Source organism: Bacillus sp. DWP3-1, assembly GCF_049896565.1.
GTDB lineage: Bacteria > Bacillota > Bacilli > Bacillales > Bacillaceae > Bacillus.
This window is the reverse complement of sequence record NZ_JAFCUN010000005.1, coordinates 283,263-304,820: the sequence shown is the minus strand read 5'-3', so window position 1 is coordinate 304,820 and position 21,558 is coordinate 283,263. Positions and strand designations below refer to the sequence as shown.

The following is a 21,558-nucleotide window of genomic DNA, read 5'->3' as shown; positions in this document are numbered from 1 at the left end:
TTTTTGGTTTCAAAATGACGAATCGTCAGTTTTAGGAGGAAATAGGATGAAAAAAAGCTGGATGTATGTCGCACTCACTTGTTTATTCGAATTACTTTGGGTGTTTGGTTTAAATAAAGCTGATGCTGTGTGGGAGTGGGCGATCATTATATGCCTGATCCCAGTTGATTTTTACTTTTTAATGAAAGCCTGCGAGAAGCTGCCGACAGGGACCGTATACGCCGTGTTTGCCGGAGTTGGAACGATTGGTACGTCTTTGATGGATTATGCGCTGTTTGGCGGTTCATTTTCATTAGAAAAGCTCTTATTTATGGGCATTTTAATTCTCGGAATTATTGGACTGAAAGTGTCTGATGGGGATGCACATGAGCAGAAAGGAGAAGCGGTATAAATGGGCTGGTTTTTTGTACTGTTAGCCTCTGCCTGTGAAATTGGCGGAACCATTGGCCTCAATATGTTTAGTAAGAAAAAGCAAATCACGACAGGCATTTTATTTGTTGGCGGATTTGCCTTATCCTTTTTGTTTTTATACGCCTCGTTCTCTTCCGTTCAAGTATCCGTTGCCTATACGGTCTGGATTGGACTTGGAACGGCGGGCTCTGTCTTGTTTAATATGATTCTATTTAAAGAGCCGAAAAACATGATTCGTATACTCAGCTTGCTGCTGATCGTGATTGGTGTGGTCGGGCTGAAGTTGTTTGCATAATTGAATGACAAAAAAGGAAGGGAGTCAAAGCCCCTTCCTTTTTTATTTCTCGTTTAATGTGGATCATGCTGCTCGAGCAAGAGATCCATTGCGTAAATCGATTCGCCTTTTTCATCTAATAAAAAGTACACAATCAAAGGCTCTCCAAAAGCTGCTGTTTGCTGCGTGAACAAAACACAGGTGAATTTTTCGATACCAATTGGAAGCTTTCTTTTTAATATAGGATGAAGAATAGGCGAAGTCCGAATTGTATCTACATCAACATCCCAAAGTTCGTTTTTTAATGTTGGATAATGCTCTGATAATAATTGGTGTAACATGTCGGTCGTGAGCGCTGCTTTTCCATCGTACCCATCATCTATTATGTTGGTGTTATACATCCGACGGTTGCTCACCCTTTGAAGCATTGACTCGTATTCCTTTTAAGACAAATCGTTTCTGACCATCAAGAGTACAAGTGATCAATGTCAGTTCATTTTTCCCGCGATCCTTTAGTACATCAACATCCGTCGGTTCAATCGTAGCTGAGCTGACAATTTTATATTCATATGTTTCCGCTTGATGATGTAAGACGACTTTTTCTCCTTTCGGCACCTCTGGCAGCTGCCTGAAAAGACGATCACCTCTATACCCTCTATGCCCTGCAATCGTGAAATTCCCTTTACCTGGAATTTGATGAAATTTGATTTGAGTCAGTGCAATACCTAAATTTTCTTTTGATGTAACTGGAAGCACTTTTTCGTTTAAATCAATTGACGGGATCTCTAGCCCCATCACATCTCGTAGGTCTTCCTCTGACACAGTTAAATGTGGAATAGAAGAAAGGGCATCACTGTCATTTTCTTCAATCATCTTTAATGCCTGTTCCATTGCCGCTGTCTCTTGAGAAGTTCGCCACTCATATATAAAAGGAATGGAGATGAGCATCAGCCCTGTGAACACCAAAAAGCTGCCTAATAAGGTTCTTTTTTTCATCAATACACTCGTTCCTTCCTTTTACTGAATGGTTCTTCTTCTGACAACAAGAAGAACAGTTCCAGAAGCTACTAGTAAAATCCCTGCATACATCAAATAACGCAGCCATTCTTCTCCAGTCTTTGGCAGCTCACCGTTTGAGTCATGAGGCGGATATTGATCCCATTTAGATGAGGCTGGAGGATTCGTGTGTTCCTCTTCATTCTTCACTGGTGCATTTTTCACAATCATTGTCTTGATCTCCACTTCTCCCATTTGAATTGTAAAGATGAGCGGTTTCTTTAAAGCTACATAACCATTTGGAGCTTTCGTCTCTGTGAGTATATACTCACCAGGTTTAAGCCCTTTTACAATGGCTTCTCCGTCTTTTCCTGTTGTCACAGATTTTATGGTTTTCCCAGCTTTTGTACGAATGTCAAAGGCTGCACCTTTTAAGGTTCTATCTGTCTGCTGGTCTACCTTTATGATACGCAGACTTCCTAAGATCAAGTGATTCTTCGCTGTTAATTGAAGTGGCTTCTGCTGATTTTTCTCAATTGTAAACGGGATCGGCTGATCATCCAATTGATAGCCGTGAGGTGCTTTCGTTTCAACGAATTGATATTCTCCCGGTTTTAGATGGTTGATGTGGAGCTTTCCTTTTTGGTCCGTTACAAGTGATGTCTTCAACGTTTTCCCTTCTTTACTCAGAAGAGCAAACTCTGCATTTTCCAGCGTATATCCCTCATCATCCACTTTGGTCAGTTCCACTGCCCCCGGCGTCAGTTTGTTGATCATTTCTACTTTTGCTGGTTTGTCTTGACCTAAACGAATCATAAATGAGACAGGTGTCTGATCCAATTCATAGCCGGCAATGCTTGCTGTTTCGACAAATTGATAGGTTCCTGGTTTCAGTTGATCGACTGTCAGTTGACCGTTTTTGTCTGTCTTTAAGTCTTTCTGAATACGCTGATCATGCTCATCAATCAGGTCAAAGGTCACCCCAGCGAGCAACTGTCCATCCTCCCCTTTTTTCTGAAGCTTCACAGCACTTGTCGTCCGAATATTTTCTTTTGTCACTTTCACCAGTTGATTTGGGTTGAAATCAATCTTAAAGTCTACTGGTTCTGCATCTAGTTTATGTCCAAAAGGTGCTTTCGTTTCAACCAATTGGTAAGCGCCTGGTTTCAAATCGTTTACAGTGATGATGCCTTTCTCGTTGGTTGTTAAACCTGACATCAATTCTTTACCATTGTCATTGAAAAGTGTAAATTCTGCACCTTTCAATCTTTCTTTTTCTTCCCCTATTTTTGTTAGTTCTACAGAACCTTTCTTGAGCTGATTGATTGCCTCCACTTGAATCAACTTTTTTTGACCTAATTCAACTTGAAAGACAAGTGGTTTCGCATTCAATTCATAGCCTTCAAGACTCTTTCTTTCAACAAATTGATAGGTTCCAGGTTTTAGACCTGTGAAGGTGATTTTTCCATCCTGATTGGTTGTTATCCCTTCTCCTCCTGCCACTATCTTTCCTTTAGCATCAGATAGATCAAAGACAACCCCTTCTAAAGATTTCCCATCTTCGCCTTTTTTGTGCAACAGCACTCCGCCTGTTGTGCGGCTATTTTCTTTTGTGACACTGACCAGCTTCTGTGGGTTAAATGGAATAGCAAAAGTGACAGGTGTTTCGTCAAGCTCATGACCGAATGGAGCCTTCGTTTCAACAAACTGATAGGTTCCAGGTTTAAGATCGCTGATTGTGATCTGCCCGTTCTGATCTGAGACGAGACCCGTTTCAATCTCTTTTCCATTTGCATCTAAAAGCTTGAATTCTGCTCCTTTAAGCACATCATTCTTTTCACCGAGCTTCGTGAGCTGGACAGCTCCAGTTTTAAGATCATTGATTACTTTGATCTCTGCCTGAGTTTTTTGTGCGATTTCGATGGTAAAAGGATAAGGTTTATTTTTCTTTTGGTAACCATCAATACTCTCTGTCTCCACGAGCTGATATTTGCCCGGTTTGAGGTTGTCGACCAAAAGCTTCCCATTTTCATCTGTTGTCAAATCTTTACGTACAACTTCGTCATTTTGATCCGTGATTTCAAATCGAACACCTTGAAGCTTCTTGCCATCTTCTCCTTCTTTCATCACTTCTAATGCACTTGTTTCATAGAGGTTCTTTTTCGAAATGATGACCGGTTCCTTTGGATCGAGTGGTACTTCAAATTTGATTGGCGTTTCATCTAATACATAACCATCAGGTGCTTTTGTTTCAATGAGCTGATACGTACCCGGTCTTAGTTCGTTTATCGTGATCTTGCCATTTTCTCCTGTGACAATCGAATCATTTAGCTCATGCCCATCTTGATCTAAGAGCTTGAATTGTGCACCTTCTAGTCTCTCTCCGCCTTCGCCTATTTTGCTCAATTCTGCAGAGCCTTTTATCATGTCATTTACTGCGGTTACAGTCGTTGTTTCTGTTTGATTCTCTTTAATTGTGAACGGCCATTTTTGCTGATTTAATTGATAGCCTTTCGGTGCGTTTGTCTCAACGAAATAATAGGAACCTGGCTCAAGATGTTTGAAAAGAATTTCTCCTTTTTCATCCGTTTTCAAATGGGTTTGGACGGTATCTCCAGATTCATTTCTTAGTTCAAATTCTGCATTTTCTAATGCTGCACCCGTCTCTTTGTCTTTTTTTGTTAACTTGACATGCTGGCGGATTTCTTGGTTCTGCACCGTCATGCTATTTCCTGTTTTCGCTTGATCTCCTGATTCGTAAGGCTGATCAATCGTTACATGGATCGGTTCTTTGGTCTTCATATAACCATCAGGTGCTTTCACCTCTGTCACTATATAGTCACCATACAAGAGACGATCAAATCGAAGAGCTCCTTCTTCATCTGTTGCCTTTGTTCCAATGACGATACCGCTCGCAGCATCTGTCAGAGAAAAGCTTGCTCCTTTTAGCACTTTTCCACTACTCGCATCTACCTTTTTAATGGTTAAAGCGCCAATCGCTCCCGTGCCATCTCCCATGCCAGCGGTGCGTTTTACCACAATTGAGGCTTCGGATTCCTTTTTTATTTCTTTTACATTTTCACCTCTAAACGTTACTTCGTTTTGAAGTGTACTTCCCACCTTATCTAAAATGAGAGATTGATATTCTAAAATATATGGTCTGGTGATGTCTTCTTTAAATTTGATTTGAAAAGAGTCTGGATCGAATTCAAGGTCTAGCTCATAATCCTTCCCTTTTTCCAGCTCTTCCTTTTTGGTCACTTGCCCCTTTTCATCTATTGTCGTCGAATAGAGATGAAATGAGTTTTCTATTATGGCTTGGTTACTGCTCGGATGGTCTATAATCGTCGCATCTTGGACTGTTGATTGACCAAAATTGATATTCAGTTTCCAATCAATAACTTTCCCTTGCTGATTTCCTGATTTGCTCGTGTATTTCCCTCCATTTGGAATGGACACTACAGCGTTCACATCTGATTCTTTCGTCTTTCCATCATAAAGGGCCGCTTTATTTTCGTAGGTTTTCTGTACTAAATCCATTCCTTCAACACTTGTTTGATACGTGATTTTGTATGGGGAATCAATGGCATTTTTGAAAATGACTTCGAAGCCTGATTCTCCCTTTTCATTTTCAAGGAATTTGATGTCATAATGTTCTTTCGCTAATACCTCTTTTTCTTCTGCTCCATTTTCCCCGCCATGTAAATCAAGCGAGTAGATGGTGATTGAATCTTTAAGCAAACGCTGATTTCCTTGAATGAAATCCTCGATTTTCGCCTCTTCTAAATGTTTCAAGTTATAGTTCACACCGATATTCCAGGTGATCTCTTTTTTCTTTGCATCATATGTTCCGTTCTTGAACCCATTTGACTGCGTGTATGTGTCAGGCGTGAAGACAGACTGATTTTCCTTCGTCAATTCCTTGCCATCTTCATTTACCCATTCAAGCTTTACATGATTACGCAAGTTCTTTTGATCTTTATCTGCTCTTTTTTCATAATCAAAAGACGTTGTATATGTGACTACATGTTCTGTCTTTATTTCTTTCGTAAATTGAATATCAAATCCATTTGCATGTTCAACTATTTGATAATCTGTGCCTTCTTCAAGCACTGTATTTCCTGTCGTCACTTTTAAACTATCTTTTTGCAGCGTCAATCCTTCGTTTGTAAACGTATCTTTTAATATCAGGTTGTTCATGGTTTGTTGATCTTTGTTGAAGATGATACGCCATGGAATGGTCTTGTTTTTGTAATTCGGTGTTCCATGATTTTTCGTTAGGATTTGTTGGTCAATTCTTTGCTTCCCTTGTTTGCTCTCTTTGCCAGCTGTTACAGTATTGATAATCTCTTCAGCTTCAAAAATCCGCTCGGTTGCTTTTGTTTGATATGTGATGAGATAAGCCGATTGAATATCTTGACTGAATTGCAAGGTAAACCCGTTCTGTTCATCCTTTTTTTGAGGTTGAACCACATAATTTCCAAACGCTTTTGTTCCTGATTCTTTGCCATCCTGATCAATTGTGACTTCCTTGACTTGAAATGAATCGGATATCAGCGCCTGTGTGCCATTAAAGAAGTCTTCTAACAAAGCATCCTTTTTAGCAATTGTTTTTTCGTTATAGTTATAACGAATTTCCCAGGTAATCGTCTGTGTGACTGGGTCGTAGTGGGCGGCTTTTTTATTTAAAGGGCTGCCTCTAGTCACATTCACTGTTCCTTCTGCTGAACTAATCACTTTATCAGCAGAGACAAGGGACGCTTTATTACGAAACGCAGACTGATCTTGATTCGTCATGTCCGTTTCATACATTAAACGGTAAGCTAGATGCACGTCATCTTTAAATTCAATCGTGAAATCTTGACCATCTGCTGTTTGGCCGATGGTGTAGTGGTTTTCGTCAAGCAGCTGACCAAGCGAGGTTTCACCATTTAGCTTTGTATCAACACGGTAAAGCTTGATTGAATCTTTTTTTAACGCTTGACCTTCTTGAATCGGATCTAACAGTCTCGCTTGTTTCACATCGTCTAAGTCCATATTAAAATCGACTGTCCATTGAATGGTTTCAGCATTGTAAGATCGATTGGGTTTTCCCTTTTTAGAGACATTTGGGCCATTTGGAAGGTATTGAATCGGGATCGATACCGTATCTTTGCCTTCAATTGGAGTAATGACCACTTCTTTTTCTTCAGTAATGACAGTTTTTTTATCTAATTGCGTCCACACTTGAAGTGTTCCATGGATATTTGAATATTGTTTGATAAAGTCAGTGAATTCGATGGAGGCATTTCCACTTTCATCTACAGAAAAATAACCAATGGTTGCTTGATTAAATTTCATCTCGAGACGATCGATTTTTTCGTAAATCACTAATTCCTCTGGAACCTTGAAATGGAATTCATCACCGCCATTATAGCTATGCCCATTCGGGATGGCCCACTTATAGTTAATGGAAATCAGCGAGTTGATATCAGGCCTATCAACTGAATTTCCTTCCTGATCTTCAAATATCAATTTCGCATCAGTGAGGAGATTTTCTTGTATCAGCATTTGTTTTGAAACACTTTGCAGCCCTACACGCTTAGATATGCTCACTTTGTTTTTTAGTAATTCATCCTCATCGCTTTGTTTCGTTTGAGCGGCTTCTTGATTCTTAGCTGCTTTGTCTTTCTCAGTTGAGATTGTGTCATCTTTTGGAAGGCTTTCTTTACGCTCGTTTTGCTTTGTTTTCTCTTTTTGCTCAGATATACTAGTGACATCGATGTCTATTGCTCCTTCTAAATTTGGATCAAGCTCAACATCTTCTTTAAATATGACCGTCACTTCATTTTGTTTTGAAACGGTATACTCTCCAACAGATACTTCATTGACAATAATTGGTTCATTCTGCTCCTTCTCTACCTGAATGGCTGAAGGAAGAGAGAGAACATACGGATATTGCTTTTTTAGATCAATTCCTTTTATAGACCAATGGACAGTGGCCTTTCTTACTTGCTGATCTTCCATGTTTGATAACTTGTTTCCTTCGCTATCAGCAAACTCAATATCCCCATAAATGTTTTCTTGGCTTTCTTTGGCTTGTGCCCCTGCCAGAGGCAAGATTCCTAATATACTAGACTGTATGACTAACACCGCGATGAGAGCCAATGACAATATTCTTTTCAATACATCCACCCTTTTCTAAAATTAATTTTCAACAACGATAAAAAACCATTTGTATCTTGTCTGATAAACCACTCCGTTTCTAATCAAATATTTTCTAAAAATTGCACCTTAAGACCCTATGAATAAAATGAGATGATCAATCTTGAGTAGTGGATATAGTAACTGGATAGGGGTCTATAGAAATGGGGAATAGTGAGAGGGATCATGAAAAAATAAATGTGAATTTTCTATTTATACTGGAATGAACAATAAATGATGTTTACATGCTTATATAATCATATATTCACATATGGTTCATTCATATGAAACAAGCATGTATCATATGGTATGTATGGTGAGACAGTTCAGCATCATATAGATCGCATTCCTTTCTACTCCCTTTCATATGGTAATCAAAAAGCTTCTCCGTTTTATTCTTACATTTACCGTTTCAACAGCAAAAAAATAAACAAAATATCTAAAATGATCCATTTTTATAGGATTCATGGCTTACTTATCACCTTTTAAAAGAAAAATATGGAGAATCAGCGCATAACATTTGTTTTCGTCTAATTTTTTTCTCTTTTATCATCAAAAGTGAAGACAAAACGATTTAGCCTAAACATTACAATCATTTCATGCCTATTTTGAGAATCAAATGTTCTTTAAGTGAACTTCATAATATAGAGGCAAGCCAAGGGAAGGAGTTAGTTGTTTGATGGAGCTCATTGATAATAAATCAAAGAGATGGATAAAAATTTTAAAACTGCTTGTATCCAAAAATAAGTGGTGGAGCCTTCAAGAAATATCGAATGAACATATCGGTTCGGTTCGTGCCATTCAAAGCGATTTAGAACAAATGAAATCGTTCAAAACAGAGAATGGAGAGCCGTTAATCCACATAAAGCCAAGACAAGGCATATCCATTTGTTATACACAGACGATACGAGTAGACTACTATATCAAAGAAATTTTAAAAGATACGATTGAAATTCGATTGATTGACGGCATTTTTTTCGAACAAAACAGGTCTTTCTATGAATGGATGGACACGCTTAATATTAGTAGATCCACATTGTATAACACCATTCATAAAATCAATTCGATCCTTACATCCTATGACATCGAGTTACGCCCAGATAGTATGCAGTTCCATGGGAATGAGAAGGAGATTCGTCAATTCTTTGTTGAGTTTTTGTTTGAAGTGTATGGAAGCCGGCTTTGGCCATTCGATGATATTCAAAAGCAAGACGCAGTTGATTTATTACAAGAGCTATTTCAGGTGCTCGAAGTCAATGTACCAGATGTGGCTATAGATAAATACTGCCTGTGGCTCGGTGTTTCCATTCACCGAGTGAGGAAAAATTTTACCATACGACGCAATTATACGTACTCGATGAATGAAGAAAAACAGACCTCTACAGCCAAAGGTATCTATAATCAAATTAAAAACTGGGAAGAGCACATTTGCCAAATGACAAAGGACATTTTTGGTATTACACTGGATCATCACGAATTTGTCTTTTTACTATTGATCGAACCAGCTATTGGCCACTTTAAATCAATTGAATCTGTCGAAGAAAAGTTGACGTTCTTTCAATCGCATACACCACACCTCTTTGAAGCCATTCATTCATTTATCAATCAATTGGAGTTGATTTATCATCAAGAGGTGGCTAATCGCAAGGTGATGACACTGATTCTTCTCCAATATTATGTGTATTCTAAGGAAATTACCGTGAGAGATGGATTCCTTTTCAAAAAGAAATCGAGTTATTTATCAGAGGTGAAAGAGCAGCTTCCTTACTTCTATTCGAGGATTACTCATATCATCCAAGAGTTAAAAACAGACGATATACTCGCTTCTTTTGTGAAAAATGAACGGGAATTGATCCGTATCATTACGTCTACCTGGAGAGGGCTTGTTCAATTTGAAATGGAGCGAAGAAACGTGTTGAACATATTTGTTATTTCAACATTAGGCTATTATCATAGTTTGTTTATAGCAGATTTAATTAAATTAAGCGTGCCTCCTCTCATTCACACTTTTACAAGTCCAGAAAATACATTAAATGATGTAACGATGGATCAACTTGGGATTGATATGATCGTGACCGATACCGAGCTCCCTATTCAATTTGGACGATATACGCTGCTGATCAGCTCTTTTCCAACAAAGAAAGAATTGGACAACTTGAACCGAAGATTGGTTGATATAATCGACTAATGTTCATCAAAAAAAGCTGCTTGAGAGCTTCTCAAGCAGCTTTTTGCTTCTGTATTAATGAAGCACGATTTGTTCATTCATCAAATCAATGGCATAAAGTGATTGCTCATATTCATCTAATAGAAGGTATACTTTGAGCGGTGCAGCCGTTTGATCTGTCTGCTGCGTGAATAGTACACAAGTGAATTTTTCGATCCCCTCTGGCAGCTTGCTTTTCAGAAAAGGATGAAGAATAGGAGAGATTCGAAGGGTATCAACATCTTTCAGCCAAAGTTCATCTTGTAACGCAGGATAATGGTCAACCAAAAACTGACGAAACACTTCCAATGTACTCAAGGTAGATATCCTCACTTTCTTCTATCATGGCTTCAAGCTTACCTAAAAACAAACGTGTTCAAGTCATCCTATGATGTCAGTCCACCAAATGTCGTATACTACTAGAGACACGATTTCATTTTTCTTCAAAAAGCATTGTAGCTCAACTTTACTGTCAGGAGTGTTTACTATGTATGACGTCTACTATATTCCAACCGATGGACCTATGATCATATTCTTATCTGTTTCTTTCGTGATGAAACGACAACTTCCTGCTACAAAATTCCAAATTTCTTCAAAAAATTGGTGCAATGAGACAAAAAAGAACAGCTCCTCACTGTTCTTTCAGACATTATGAGAGGTCTTTCAAAGAAAACACTTCGCCGCTCTCTGCATCAACACCATCATGGCAATCGAGCTTTCCGCATAGAACATATTGTTTTTGCGCTTCGTCATAGACGTAGATAGGTGTCAGTTCAAGACGTTCTCTCAATTTTTCAAAGGCTTCTTTCTGAGATACAGTAATTTCACTTGCCGCTTGAGAGGGACTCAGTATCCCGCACACTTGAAACATTTCTTTTTTATCTATGTAATTAACGGCTTCAAACGAGCTGGCATCAATGAAGACCTTGATCTTGTCCATAAATCCACTGCCTTCTTGCCCGTTCGTTTTTAATATCGCATGGATGTATCCATGATCACGATGGAGTGTTTTCAGAACCCACTTTCCTGTATCCTTTGAATATTTTTGCGCCAAAAAGGTTCGGACTGCTTTTATACACTCAGTTTGCTCTTCTTTTGATATCGGGATGGTATCCGGTGAAGGCTCCAATGAGAAAGCTTGTTCAGCTGAAATGTCCTCATGGATATTCATTTCCTTTTTTTCAAAGGCTTTGTTTAACGGTTCATTCCATTCAATGATCTCATTCATGTGTATACAAAGTGTTTCTTCACGCCCAATTTCAAACGGTATAGTTCCTGTTCCATCGTTCTTGACATAGATTTCTTCTAATGCATAAATTGTTCGAATTCGATTGTGCTCGAAGGAAGGCCATTGAAACTGCTGCACTTGCTGCTCGGCTAAGTTCTCCAGCTTATCAATAGAAAGCACATATTCCTCAGCTCTCAGTAATGTTTTGGCTAAAAATGGTCCGTGGTGTGTAAAGTACATGAGCTGTCCATGTTCATCCCATTTCACCTCAATTCTGCCTGAAGGCGTCACTTTCACACCATCTATTGCTTCTTCGAAAAAAAGTCCCCCTTTCTCCTTCTGATGCATGTGAAAATGCTCACCATAGATCAACCCTGTTTCTTGTTCGATCCATTGAATGACATGAGCTGGATATGGTCTCTTAAATGTGACACCATGCTGCGCATAGGTTTTGTCCATGACAAAAATAACTGTTTCCACCTGTCCCGTATTCAAATTCACTTCAATAACGGCTGTGCCGTCTGGGTTTAAATCGTCGTCCTCAGGTTCCGTTTCATGAGAGGGGAACCATTCCATATTGAATGTATAAATCGTTTCATTAAACATGTTGACGTAACGATGAAAGCTGTGTCTTTTTAGATGATAAAGATCTAAGCCAAATTTCGCCTTTGTCTGATCAATCAATTGTTGTATGTTTGCATTCAATGGTTTCACCTCAAATTGGTTAAGTTTTATGGAAGAACAAAAATAACGATAAAGATGAAGATGATGATTACTAACAAGAATCCTAAAGCAATTCCCATTATGTTTGACTCTTTTGTATAGCCTGTTAATTCTCCATCAGTCGATCGGTCGATTTTTCTAAAGCGAAAAAGCATGCTTATATTGATAAGAGCTAGAGCCATAATCAATAAGAAAAGTAGAAATAAAGGTTGGATATCAAAGAATGGGTTCGATACATCTTGGAAGCTAAAAGACTGAAAGAACATAAGCCCACTCAATATCAGTTTCCAAACATTATCCATCTTCTGTTCTTTCTCCCACTCTTTCCCCAATTTTTCTTTTTCATAAATAGCTATCTGCTCGAAAATTGGAATGAAAGACTTTGTTGATCCTTTTTTAATAAAACCATAAATGCTTTGAAGGAGCATTAAAATTCCTAAACAAAGAAAGAAATGTGTAAATCGAATTTCAACAATTTGGATCAACATAAAAAAAGCGACGATTATGATAGCGGCTATTAAATTAGAGACAGCTATTTGTTTCGTCCTCATCTTTTTCAGTGCAGCTTGTTCCATGTAATACTCCTCTCCGTTTTAAATGTTTCTGTTGAACGCTCTATCTTTATTACGATTTTACCGAAAAAATGTTTCAATATTTTCCCTTTCTACTGTCAATTCGGCTTTTTTCGCAAATGAAAAGACGCCCATCATTCAATGAACGTCTTATCTTTCTTCATGAAATCAGCACATCATATTTGAGCAGCTGTTCTGTCTTTTATTTGTTGAGCTGCCAGGTGTTTAAAGTCATCAACAGACAGCTGTCTAGATGTCTTTTCTCCATGCTGTCTGATGTTCAGTGTTTTTTCTTCCATTTCTGTATCGCCAATGACAGCGATATAAGGGATTTTTTGCATTTGTGCTTCTCTCATTTTATAGCCGAGTTTTTCATCCCGTTCATCGATTGTCACTCTTATTCCGATCTTTCTTAATTGCTGCTGCACCTCAAGGCAGTGATCAAGGTGAACCGTTGAGACAGGGATGATTTGTACTTGTACTGGTGCCAGCCATAACGGGAAGGCGCCTGCAAAATGCTCGATGAGAATGCCAAGGAAACGATCCAGAGAACCGAAAATGGCACTATGAATGACAACTGGCCGTACCTTTTCATTCTTTTCATTGATATATGTTAAATCAAATTTCTCAGGCATTTGAAAATCTAACTGAATTGTGGCGCACTGATGGCTCCGCTGCAAGGCATCTTTTATATGAAAATCGATTTTCGGGCCATAAAATGCCCCATCTCCTTCATTTAGCTGATAATCGACTTTTAGTCGATCAAGCACATTCTTTAGCGCTGATTCAGAGATATCCCAAATGGCATCATCGCCTAACGCTTTTTCAGGACGAGTGGATAGTTCCACAGAGTACTCAAACCCAAATGTCCGATACACATGATCAACTAATTGGAAAATCCGTTTGATTTCAGCTTCAATTTGATCTTCTCTCAAAAAAATATGGGCATCATCTTGGCAAAATGTTCTGACCCTGAACAATCCATTTAATGCTCCGCTAAATTCATGACGATGCACCTGACCAAACTCAGCCATCCTGATCGGAAGGTCTCTGTATGGAAATAAGCTGTTTTTAAACATGAGCATATGTCCTGGACAATTCATAGGCTTTAAAGCAAAGCTTGTATGGTCTACTTCTGAGAAATACATATTTTCATGATAATGATCCCAATGTCCCGACTTTTCCCAAAGCTCTTGGTTCATCATAAACGGTGTGCTCACTTCTTCATATTGCGCTTTGCCTCGCACTTCTCTAGAAAAAGCCATTAATTCATTTTTGACAAGCTGACCTTTTGGTAAATAAAACGGCATACCTGGCGCTTCTTCCGAAAACATGAACAGAGATAATTGTTTCCCTAATTTCCGGTGATCACGCTTGTTTGCTTCTTCCATGAAATGAAGATACTCAGCTAGATATTTTGGATGTTGAAACGCTACACCATACACTCGCTGCAATACATCTTGATGACTGTCACCCCGCCAATAAGCACCTGCAACACGTGTTAGTTTAAATGACTTTACGAACCCAGTAGAAGGTAAATGAGGCCCGCGGCATAAGTCGATAAATTCACCCTGCTGATACACTGTGATGGCTTCTTCAGATGGGAGTCGTTTTAAAATCTCCAGCTTATATGGATCATGTGCAAACAACGATTCAGCTTCTTTGTAAGAGACCTCCTTTCTTTGGATGAGATGATTCTCGTTTATGATCTTTTCCATCTCTTTTTCAATCTCTGCCAAATCCTCTACGCTTAATGTTTGATTTAGCTTCATATCATAGTAAAATCCATTTTCGATGACAGGTCCGATTCCAAGTGTGACATTGTCATATAACCTTTTCACCGCTTGGGCTAATACGTGTGCAGATGTATGGCGCAGCACTTCAAGCCCTTCTTTTGAATCGAGTGTGACAATAGACAGCCCAGCATCGCTGTCCAGCTGGTGACTTAAATCGACCAATTGATCATTGATCTTTCCTGCCACTGCTTTTTTCCTTAAACTCGGGCTAATATGGGAGGCAACACCTGCGACAGTCGTACCTGCAGAAAACTCCTTTATCTTTCCATCTGGAAATTGAATCTTCACCATGTTTTCTTTCATGACTGACACACCTTTCATTTTTTGATATAAAAAAACACACCCATCCCTCATAAAGGGACGAATGTGTAATCCGTGGTTCCACCCAAATTCCCATAACGCATTTTCGCTTTATGGCTCTGGTGCCGTAACGTGGCATAGTCGGTATTGGATACTTCAATTTTCCCCAATACAGCTCAAAGGTGGTAAGACAACTTTTCTGCGTTAGGAAGATTTCAGCGTGACTTCCCTCTCTAGTAACCGATAAAAGCTGCTCATGTCCTTTTCAAAGCAATGATGATATAGGAGTGAACAAAAAAACACACCCATCCCTCATAGAGGGACGAATGTGTGATCCGTGGTTCCACCCAAATTCCCATAACGCGTATTCGCTTTATGGCTCTGGTGCCGTAACGTGGCGTAGACGATATTGGATACTATGATTTCCCCAATACAGCTCAAAGGTGGTAAGACACTTTTCTGCGTTAGGAAGATTTCAGCGTGACTTCCCTCTCTGGTAACCAGTAAAAATGGCTCATGTCCTTTTCTTCGCTTTTAATTTCTCCATATCTTACATGATGATGATAGAACATGTAAAGCTTTATTTTGTGCAGAGCAATTGAAATTCATTCTTTAAATGATATGTTGGGTGATTTTTGACATTAATTAAATTTTGTCTGTTAGCATCCTATTTTGCTGTAGGAATAATTAAGCCAGAAATAATTTCCTTAGATTCCTTAATCCTGATAGTAAGAGTATAACTGTGAAATTTCTATATCTATTCCACCTTTAATAAGTCTTTGTATCCTACTGTTAAATAGTTTATCTAATATTTCTTTCTTGTCCTCAAATCGTCCATAATGGATTTTTTTATGACAGACTAAACAAATTGAAACAATATTAGCATGGATGTCTAAACTTTTATCAAATTGGTCTTGATATTGCATTGGTATTAAGTGGTGAGCCTCTACATAATTCTCTCCATTAAACTTAGAAATAAAATGCTTGTGTTGATTGTCAAACTCACATAAATAGTTTGCATCGGCTATAGCTCCACTTGCATATTTAGGATTTCTACGCCATACCTTTTTATTATTCACTAATCTATGTTTAGGCTTATTTTTTGGCTTATCCTCAATATCAACACTACTGATATCAGCAGAATTTCCTATTAGGTATTTTTCAAACTCCTGCTCCTCTTTAAATAGTTCTGCTTGTAACTCTGAAGCATAATAATACTCAATGTATTTTTTAAAATGATTTAAAGCTACACTATACATCCTATGTCCTTTTTCATTCTTCTTTTTAAACTCAGAATTATCAAGAATTGCATCGATAAAGGCAGTATCAGTTAAAGTAAATAAATTAAAACTCTGTAATCCATAATCTCTTAATTCTAATGATATTGTACCAATAGCTTTAGAGTATCTTCCTATAGAGTATGGTTTTATATTTGCATAAGTTCTTAACCATTCAGCAAAAGTATCTTGATTCATCAATGGTACTATTCACTCTCTCTGTATATTGTTTTCTTTATAAATGAATATTATTTTTAGAGTTAGTCAGCAGAAATAATATGAATTTTGTATTATAAAGAAATTTCAATTCATATTCTTATTCACAAATTCCCCTTCACAATCGTTCTCTTGGCTTTCTTAACAATTCTGCTAGTTGCTTTTGTATCAGAATCCTTTGACCACTGGTCGCACAGGTTTGTTACCCAATTTGGCTGTGTTTTACTAGAGTCATTGAGCCAGTTTCCTACAGAATCTTGAACATATGTTGATGGATCGGATTTGAGTAAATTTAGAATAGGCAGTGCCCTCTCTGGCTCTTGTTTTAATAACTCAATATGCTTTGTCCATACCCCTCTAGGACGGATCGACTCTACAGAGAACCGGCGAATATTTTCATCCCCGCTTTTTGCCCATTCTGTTAAATATTCTATACTTTGATCAAGCTGATGACTGAGGCTTTCTCTCACTGACATCCTTCTCGTACACCAAAATGATGATCAGCTGCAAATGGCTGAATGTACGCAAGTTTCTCTTCCAGAGTTGATAAGTGTTGTTTGTTCATATAAGCAGCCCAACAGCGAACGCTATCAGATACGTGGTGAGCAAATGCCTGTAGTACTTCCGCTTGTTTTTCCTCATTCTCTTTGTGTAGCACTTCATCTAACAATTGACCGATGAGACGAATTGCTTTCATTCCTGATTCAGCTTTTTGTTTAGTGATCTCAGATGAAATATCGTCTATATAATGGTCAAAACCAACGGACGGCAAAACATGCTGTATTAGCGTCATATGATTGACAGCCAGCCATTCAGTTAAATTCACACTTTCGATCTCTCCCTGATTCAAAAGGGTCCAGACGTCACGAGGGATATCAGTCCCCTTTCGAGCGCCTTTTCGATTGATGATATCCTCACTTATTTGCATTCTATTTTCTCTCCTCGTCTAGCAGTTCTTTTGTTAGACATTCATCGTTTTTAAAAGAAATTTGTTGATGCCCTTAATCTTTGGATATTGACTCCTATTGTAGCAAATAAACAATTTCACTGGTGCATTCTTCAAATCAAAAAGGAACTATCCGAAATAAGTAGTCCCTTCCATACATAATTGAATTTAAGTTAGCTTCCTTGTTCGATCACCTTCAAACTCTTATGCTGAGAAAATCGGTCAAACGCCACCATTAGAATGGTCATGAGTAAAGAGAGAAAAACGGTTCCAGCACTGATCCAGCTTAGGTTTAATATAGATGTTTCGCTTAACACAATCCCTCCTACACCAGAGCCTAAGGCAAATCCGAATTGAATAAATGATGTATTGACACTTAATGCGATATCAGGAGATTTTGGTACAAGTGTTACAAGATATAGCTGCTGAGCTGGTGATGTGCTCCATGTAGCGATCATCCATATCATGATGACAGCCACCATGACCACGAGATTCCCTGTGACAAATGCTAGCAGCATGAGCATGATGATTTGCAGAATGATTCCAGAGAAAATCGTGAATATTGGGCCCTTTTTATCTGCTGCAATCCCTCCAAGGCTGGAGCCCAAAAAGCTGCATATTCCAGCTAGTAATAAAATGCCACTGATTTCTGTGATGCTAAGGTTTGCTGATGCTTGCAGGAAGGGCGTTAAATAGGTAAATAACGTGGAATATCCACCTACATAGAATAGCGTCACTGCCACCGCAAGTAATATTCGCTTATCTTTTAAAATCGATAATTGCATACCAAGTGTCACCGGTTCTTGTTCTTTCATAGAGGGAATTCGCCTATACACAACAATCAGCGGAATAAGCGTGATCAATCCAATGGTTGCGAATAATGCTTTCCATCCGATCATACTGCTTAGAAATGTCCCGATTGGAACACCTAAAACCAAGGAGCTGCTTAATCCCATTAAAATGATGCCAATGGCTGTTCCTCTTTTTTCACGTTCTACAAGACGAGTCGCAACAGCCATTGCCACTACAATAGCCGTCCCCCCACTGATTCCTTGTAAAATCCTTGTCATCATCACCATTTCAAACGAATGGCTGACACTTGTGATGAAATTACTTAAAATAAAAATGATCAGCATCCATGATAATATTTTTCTGCGGTCCATATTGATCGTCAGTGCAATGACAATCGGTGCGCCGATGGCTGCTGAGAGCGCTAAAGACGTGACCAATAATCCAGCAGCAGACGTCGTGACATGTAAATCATCTGCGACCATCTGGATAATGCCTGTAATGATATATTCAATCGTTCCAATTAAAAAGGCTGCTAAAGCAAGTAAATAGACAACGGCTTTGTTTTTCATCGTGACGTTTCTCCTTTGGGCAATGTTTACGATTTGATTTCATCTATAATAGGAATTTGAATTTCAATGAGTCTGCCTTCTTCATTTTCAGACAAAGGGTAATAAATCTCTCGGCCCGGCTGGTCTTCTTTCACGCGGTATCCGTTATTTTCAATCCATGTCGCCAGGTCAATACAAGCAGTTTGTGCGGATGGAGAATGTGAATGAAATAACAGTGTCGCCATTGTTTCTTCTGCAGGTAACGTACGTATCTTGATTCCTTGAGGAAGAGTGCCCCTTAACGATTTGACGGAATACCCCACCTCAAATTCGAACTCACTTTCTTTTTCGAATGATTCCCTCCACAGCACCACTTGTGGTCCCGAGATCGATTCTTGTTGAATTTTAAGTAATAAATGATGAAACGTTTGAAAGAATGAAGGAATTTCGTCAACAGTTCCGTTGGATTGAAAAGACATGATGCTTTTGCTTTCAACAGATTTGATAATGACCTCCTGTTCTTTTTCAACACACCCCTCTCGTTTAATGAGGTGCATCCGCTCCTTAATACGCGCTAATTTCTGTTGTTCTCTCTCGATCAATTGCTGAATCTCACTTTCTTTCAGCAGAAACATGCCCTGAATCTGCTCTACCGAAATATCTTCCCGAAGAAGCTGAGCCATTTGCTTTAACGTAAAGCCCAATTCCTTGTACAGAAAAATTCGATTGACCTCAAGCAGCTGCTCAGCTGAGTAATATCGGTATCCCGAATCTTGATCAATCTGCTTAGGCTTTAATAAATCAATTTGGTCATAATATCTTAAGGTTTTAACAGGCACTTTACTTAACATAGAAAAATCGCCGATCTTGAACATCCTGCATCTCCTCCGTTTTGTTGATCTGATCAAAGTATAAACCTTTCAGTAAAGGGGAAGGTCAACTGAAGAATTTAAAAATGTCGATTCGCTTCAGTAGAAACAAAAAAGCACTATTTTCAAATAGTGCCTAAAACGAAGGTTTTCGATTCACTTTTAAAAGAATGCTTTCTGATAAGAGCGGAGCACATGCCATCACCCCTTGAATTTATTCATTTACCCCAAACAATCCAATCTTTTCAGGCACTTTACAATATCTCCACTTTTAAAGAAATTGAATATGGCACCCTCGCTAAACCGTTCGGCTCTTACAACCCCCATCATGAGAGCAAGCACACACTGCGCATTTAAATTTGAAATGTCCACATTCTCCATATCGTTCGGTCCACCTTCAATCCCATTTTCTTTGAGGATCTCTCTGTAGCGGGTAAGCTCCAGCTCTTGATGTTGTTTTGCAAAGGTATAAACATCTTCGATCAAGTGACGAACCGTTTCGGAATAATTCACAAAGGGCATCTGAATTGGGCGTTCAGCTGTTCCATCATTTTCTTGATCGATTACCCATTCTCCAATATGATCTTCCTGAAGCAGCGGTATGTATTTTGTTAGAATATCGAATTGACTCATTTTCATCCTCCTCTATCTCCTTTATATGGTTTACTCTGATCGACACCTATGGATCAGTATAAAAAAATCCGTGATCATCCTACCAGCTAGACACCAGTATTCAAATCACGGACAGTCTTTATTCACTTCACTTTTTATACTCTAACCATTGATACAACTGTCTCCACATGCGCCGTTTGCGGAAACATATCGACTGGCTGCATGTATTCGATTTTGTAGTCTTTTGACATGTATTCGAGGTCTTTTGCTAATGTTGATGGGTTGCAAGAGACGTAGACAAGGCGTTTTGGTTTGACTTGTTTGACAGTGTCTAAGAAGGTGCGCTCGCAGCCTGTTCTTGGCGGGTCCACGACGATGACGTCAGGACGGAAGCCTTCTTTGACCCATTTTGGCAGCCAGTGTTCAGCTGTTCCTGTCACATAGGTCGCGTTTTTCATGCCGTGTTTTTTGGCATTTTTCTTGGCATCATCAATCGATTCTTTGATGACATCCATTCCTCTTACTTCTTTTGCACCATCTGAGAGCCACATACCAATGGTTCCAACGCCGCAATATGCATCGACAACCTTTTCTTTGCCAGTCAGTTTGGCCGCTTTTTTCGCTTCGTCGTAAAGCTTTAGCGTTTGCTTCGGATTCAATTGGAAGAAAGCACGTGCACTCAGTTCAAAGGAGACGTCTCCTAAAAATTCTTGAATGACCATGTTGCCAGCTAGGTGAGATGTCTTATGGCCAAAGATGACCGACGTTTTTTCACCGTTGACATTGTGCATAATGGACGTCACTTCTGGCAGACGTTTTTGAATGGCTTCGGCGATTTCTTTTTTCTTTGGAAATTCAGGATTTGATGTGACTAGAACGACCTGTACTTCACCTGTTTCAAAACCGACACGCACAACAATTGAGCGTACGTCGCCTTTTCTCGTCCGTTCATTGTAGACCGATACACCGAATTTCTCTAAGATTTTGCGGACAACGCCCGTTGTTTTGTTCGTATTTGGATGCTGCACGATACATTCCTTGATCGGTACAAGCTTATGAGAGTTCAGTCCGTAAAGTCCAGCAATGATGTCACCGCTGTGAGAACGCCCTACTTGGAACTGGCTTTTGTTCCGGTAGTGCCACGGATCTTCCATACCGATCGTTGGTCGAATATCTAGTTTTTCAACTGATAGCTTCGTATGTCGTTCTATTGATTGAATGACAATATCTCGTTTTTCCTTTAGCTGCTGCTCGTATGCCAAATGCTGTAGCTGACAGCCTCCGCACTGCTCGTATACTGGGCATGGCGGTTTCACTCGATGCTCGGAGCGCTTTCGGACTTTTCTAACCGTACCTTCTGCATATTTTGCTTGGACATTCGTTGCTTCCACAACCACTTCTTCGCCTGGAAGCGCACCCGGGACAAAGACCACTTGCTTTTTAAAATAACCGACCCCTTCCCCATTAATGCCAAGGCGTTTAATGGTAAGCGGGAACTGCTGTCCCTTTTGTAAAAGGGCACCTTGCTGTTTTTCCTTCACTTCATTCTCTCCGTTCTATCTGAACCCTTGATAGGTTGTCTTCATTTTATTCCATCTCATTAGTATAT

The 21,558-nt window shown here is 39.1% G+C and carries 15 protein-coding genes, 1 pseudogene and 2 other annotated features; of the genes and pseudogenes, 3 read left to right on the top strand and 13 right to left on the bottom strand.

Annotated features, from left to right (window positions below; genetic code table 11):
* Nucleotides 1-46: 46 nt before the first annotated feature.
* Together ACP7A0_RS13255 and ACP7A0_RS13250 are read left to right on the top strand one after the other, a co-directional pair.
* The gene (locus tag ACP7A0_RS13255) at nucleotides 47-391 is read left to right on the top strand and encodes a DMT family transporter (protein WP_017358819.1); all 345 of its coding nucleotides are present in this window, start codon (nucleotides 47-49) and stop codon (nucleotides 389-391) included.
* Nucleotides 392-706, top strand: a complete 315-nt coding sequence (locus ACP7A0_RS13250) for a DMT family transporter (RefSeq protein ID WP_003217878.1) — start codon at nucleotides 392-394, stop codon at nucleotides 704-706.
* Between the two features lie 53 nt (nucleotides 707-759).
* Here ACP7A0_RS13250 and ACP7A0_RS13245 read toward each other — a convergent pair whose 3' ends face one another.
* Genes ACP7A0_RS13245 through ACP7A0_RS13235 form a run of 3 tightly spaced genes read right to left on the bottom strand, consistent with a single transcriptional unit; the run spans nucleotide 760 to nucleotide 7,855 of the window.
* Entirely contained in the window at nucleotides 760-1,086 is a 327-nt protein-coding gene (locus ACP7A0_RS13245; RefSeq protein ID WP_060595798.1) for a hypothetical protein, read from the bottom strand.
* The gene (locus ACP7A0_RS13240) at nucleotides 1,079-1,681 is read right to left on the bottom strand and encodes a class D sortase (protein ID WP_426005455.1); all 603 of its coding nucleotides are present in this window, start codon (nucleotides 1,679-1,681) and stop codon (nucleotides 1,079-1,081) included. The genes ACP7A0_RS13245 and ACP7A0_RS13240 overlap by 8 nt, the downstream gene beginning before the upstream one ends.
* Nucleotides 1,682-1,702: 21 nt before the next feature.
* Nucleotides 1,703-7,855: a SpaA isopeptide-forming pilin-related protein gene (locus ACP7A0_RS13235; RefSeq protein WP_426005453.1), complete on the bottom strand. Its 6,153-nt coding sequence runs from the start codon at nucleotides 7,853-7,855 to the stop codon at nucleotides 1,703-1,705.
* A 688-nt stretch (nucleotides 7,856-8,543) separates the two neighbouring features.
* On the opposite strand from ACP7A0_RS13235, the gene ACP7A0_RS13230 reads away from it, so the two are divergent.
* Nucleotides 8,544-10,052 carry a helix-turn-helix domain-containing protein gene (locus tag ACP7A0_RS13230; protein ID WP_426005451.1) on the top strand — a complete coding sequence of 503 codons (1,509 nt, stop codon included), beginning with the start codon at nucleotides 8,544-8,546 and terminating at the stop codon, nucleotides 10,050-10,052.
* 54 nt (nucleotides 10,053-10,106) lie between these two features.
* On the opposite strand, the gene ACP7A0_RS13225 is transcribed toward ACP7A0_RS13230, so the two are convergent.
* From ACP7A0_RS13225 to rlmD, 10 genes and pseudogenes are all read right to left on the bottom strand, one after another.
* Nucleotides 10,107-10,388, bottom strand: coding sequence for a hypothetical protein (locus tag ACP7A0_RS13225; protein WP_003217864.1), 282 nt, complete (start codon nucleotides 10,386-10,388; stop codon nucleotides 10,107-10,109).
* A gap of 331 nt (nucleotides 10,389-10,719) precedes the next feature.
* Entirely contained in the window at nucleotides 10,720-12,012 is a 1,293-nt protein-coding gene (locus tag ACP7A0_RS13220) for a hypothetical protein (RefSeq protein WP_346266246.1), read from the bottom strand.
* A 17-nt stretch (nucleotides 12,013-12,029) separates the two neighbouring features.
* Complete coding sequence (locus tag ACP7A0_RS13215; RefSeq protein ID WP_340875594.1) at nucleotides 12,030-12,596, bottom strand: hypothetical protein; 567 nt, start codon at nucleotides 12,594-12,596, stop codon at nucleotides 12,030-12,032.
* A gap of 173 nt (nucleotides 12,597-12,769) precedes the next feature.
* Nucleotides 12,770-14,692: a threonine--tRNA ligase gene (gene thrS, locus ACP7A0_RS13210; protein ID WP_426005448.1), complete on the bottom strand. Its 1,923-nt coding sequence runs from the start codon at nucleotides 14,690-14,692 to the stop codon at nucleotides 12,770-12,772.
* 50 nt (nucleotides 14,693-14,742) lie between these two features.
* Nucleotides 14,743-14,967, bottom strand: a binding site (T-box leader).
* A 37-nt stretch (nucleotides 14,968-15,004) separates the two neighbouring features.
* Nucleotides 15,005-15,227, bottom strand: a binding site (T-box leader).
* 178 nt (nucleotides 15,228-15,405) lie between these two features.
* Nucleotides 15,406-16,167 carry an HNH endonuclease gene (locus tag ACP7A0_RS13205; protein WP_260335879.1) on the bottom strand — a complete coding sequence of 254 codons (762 nt, stop codon included), beginning with the start codon at nucleotides 16,165-16,167 and terminating at the stop codon, nucleotides 15,406-15,408.
* Nucleotides 16,168-16,286: 119 nt separating this feature from the next.
* Nucleotides 16,287-17,110 (bottom strand): annotated as a pseudogene (locus ACP7A0_RS13200) (DNA alkylation repair protein).
* Between the two features lie 191 nt (nucleotides 17,111-17,301).
* A complete protein-coding gene (locus ACP7A0_RS13195; RefSeq protein WP_426005445.1) occupies nucleotides 17,302-18,489 on the bottom strand; it encodes an MFS transporter in 1,188 nt (395 codons plus the stop codon).
* 26 nt (nucleotides 18,490-18,515) lie between these two features.
* Nucleotides 18,516-19,343, bottom strand: coding sequence for a MerR family transcriptional regulator (locus ACP7A0_RS13190; RefSeq protein ID WP_426005443.1), 828 nt, complete (start codon nucleotides 19,341-19,343; stop codon nucleotides 18,516-18,518).
* A 216-nt stretch (nucleotides 19,344-19,559) separates the two neighbouring features.
* Nucleotides 19,560-19,970 (bottom strand): DUF6508 domain-containing protein, encoded by a 411-nt coding sequence (locus ACP7A0_RS13185; protein ID WP_106031330.1) that lies wholly within the window; start codon nucleotides 19,968-19,970, stop codon nucleotides 19,560-19,562.
* Nucleotides 19,971-20,104: 134 nt separating this feature from the next.
* The gene (gene rlmD, locus ACP7A0_RS13180; RefSeq protein WP_106039439.1) at nucleotides 20,105-21,490 is read right to left on the bottom strand and encodes a 23S rRNA (uracil(1939)-C(5))-methyltransferase RlmD; all 1,386 of its coding nucleotides are present in this window, start codon (nucleotides 21,488-21,490) and stop codon (nucleotides 20,105-20,107) included.
* Nucleotides 21,491-21,558 lie beyond the last annotated feature (68 nt).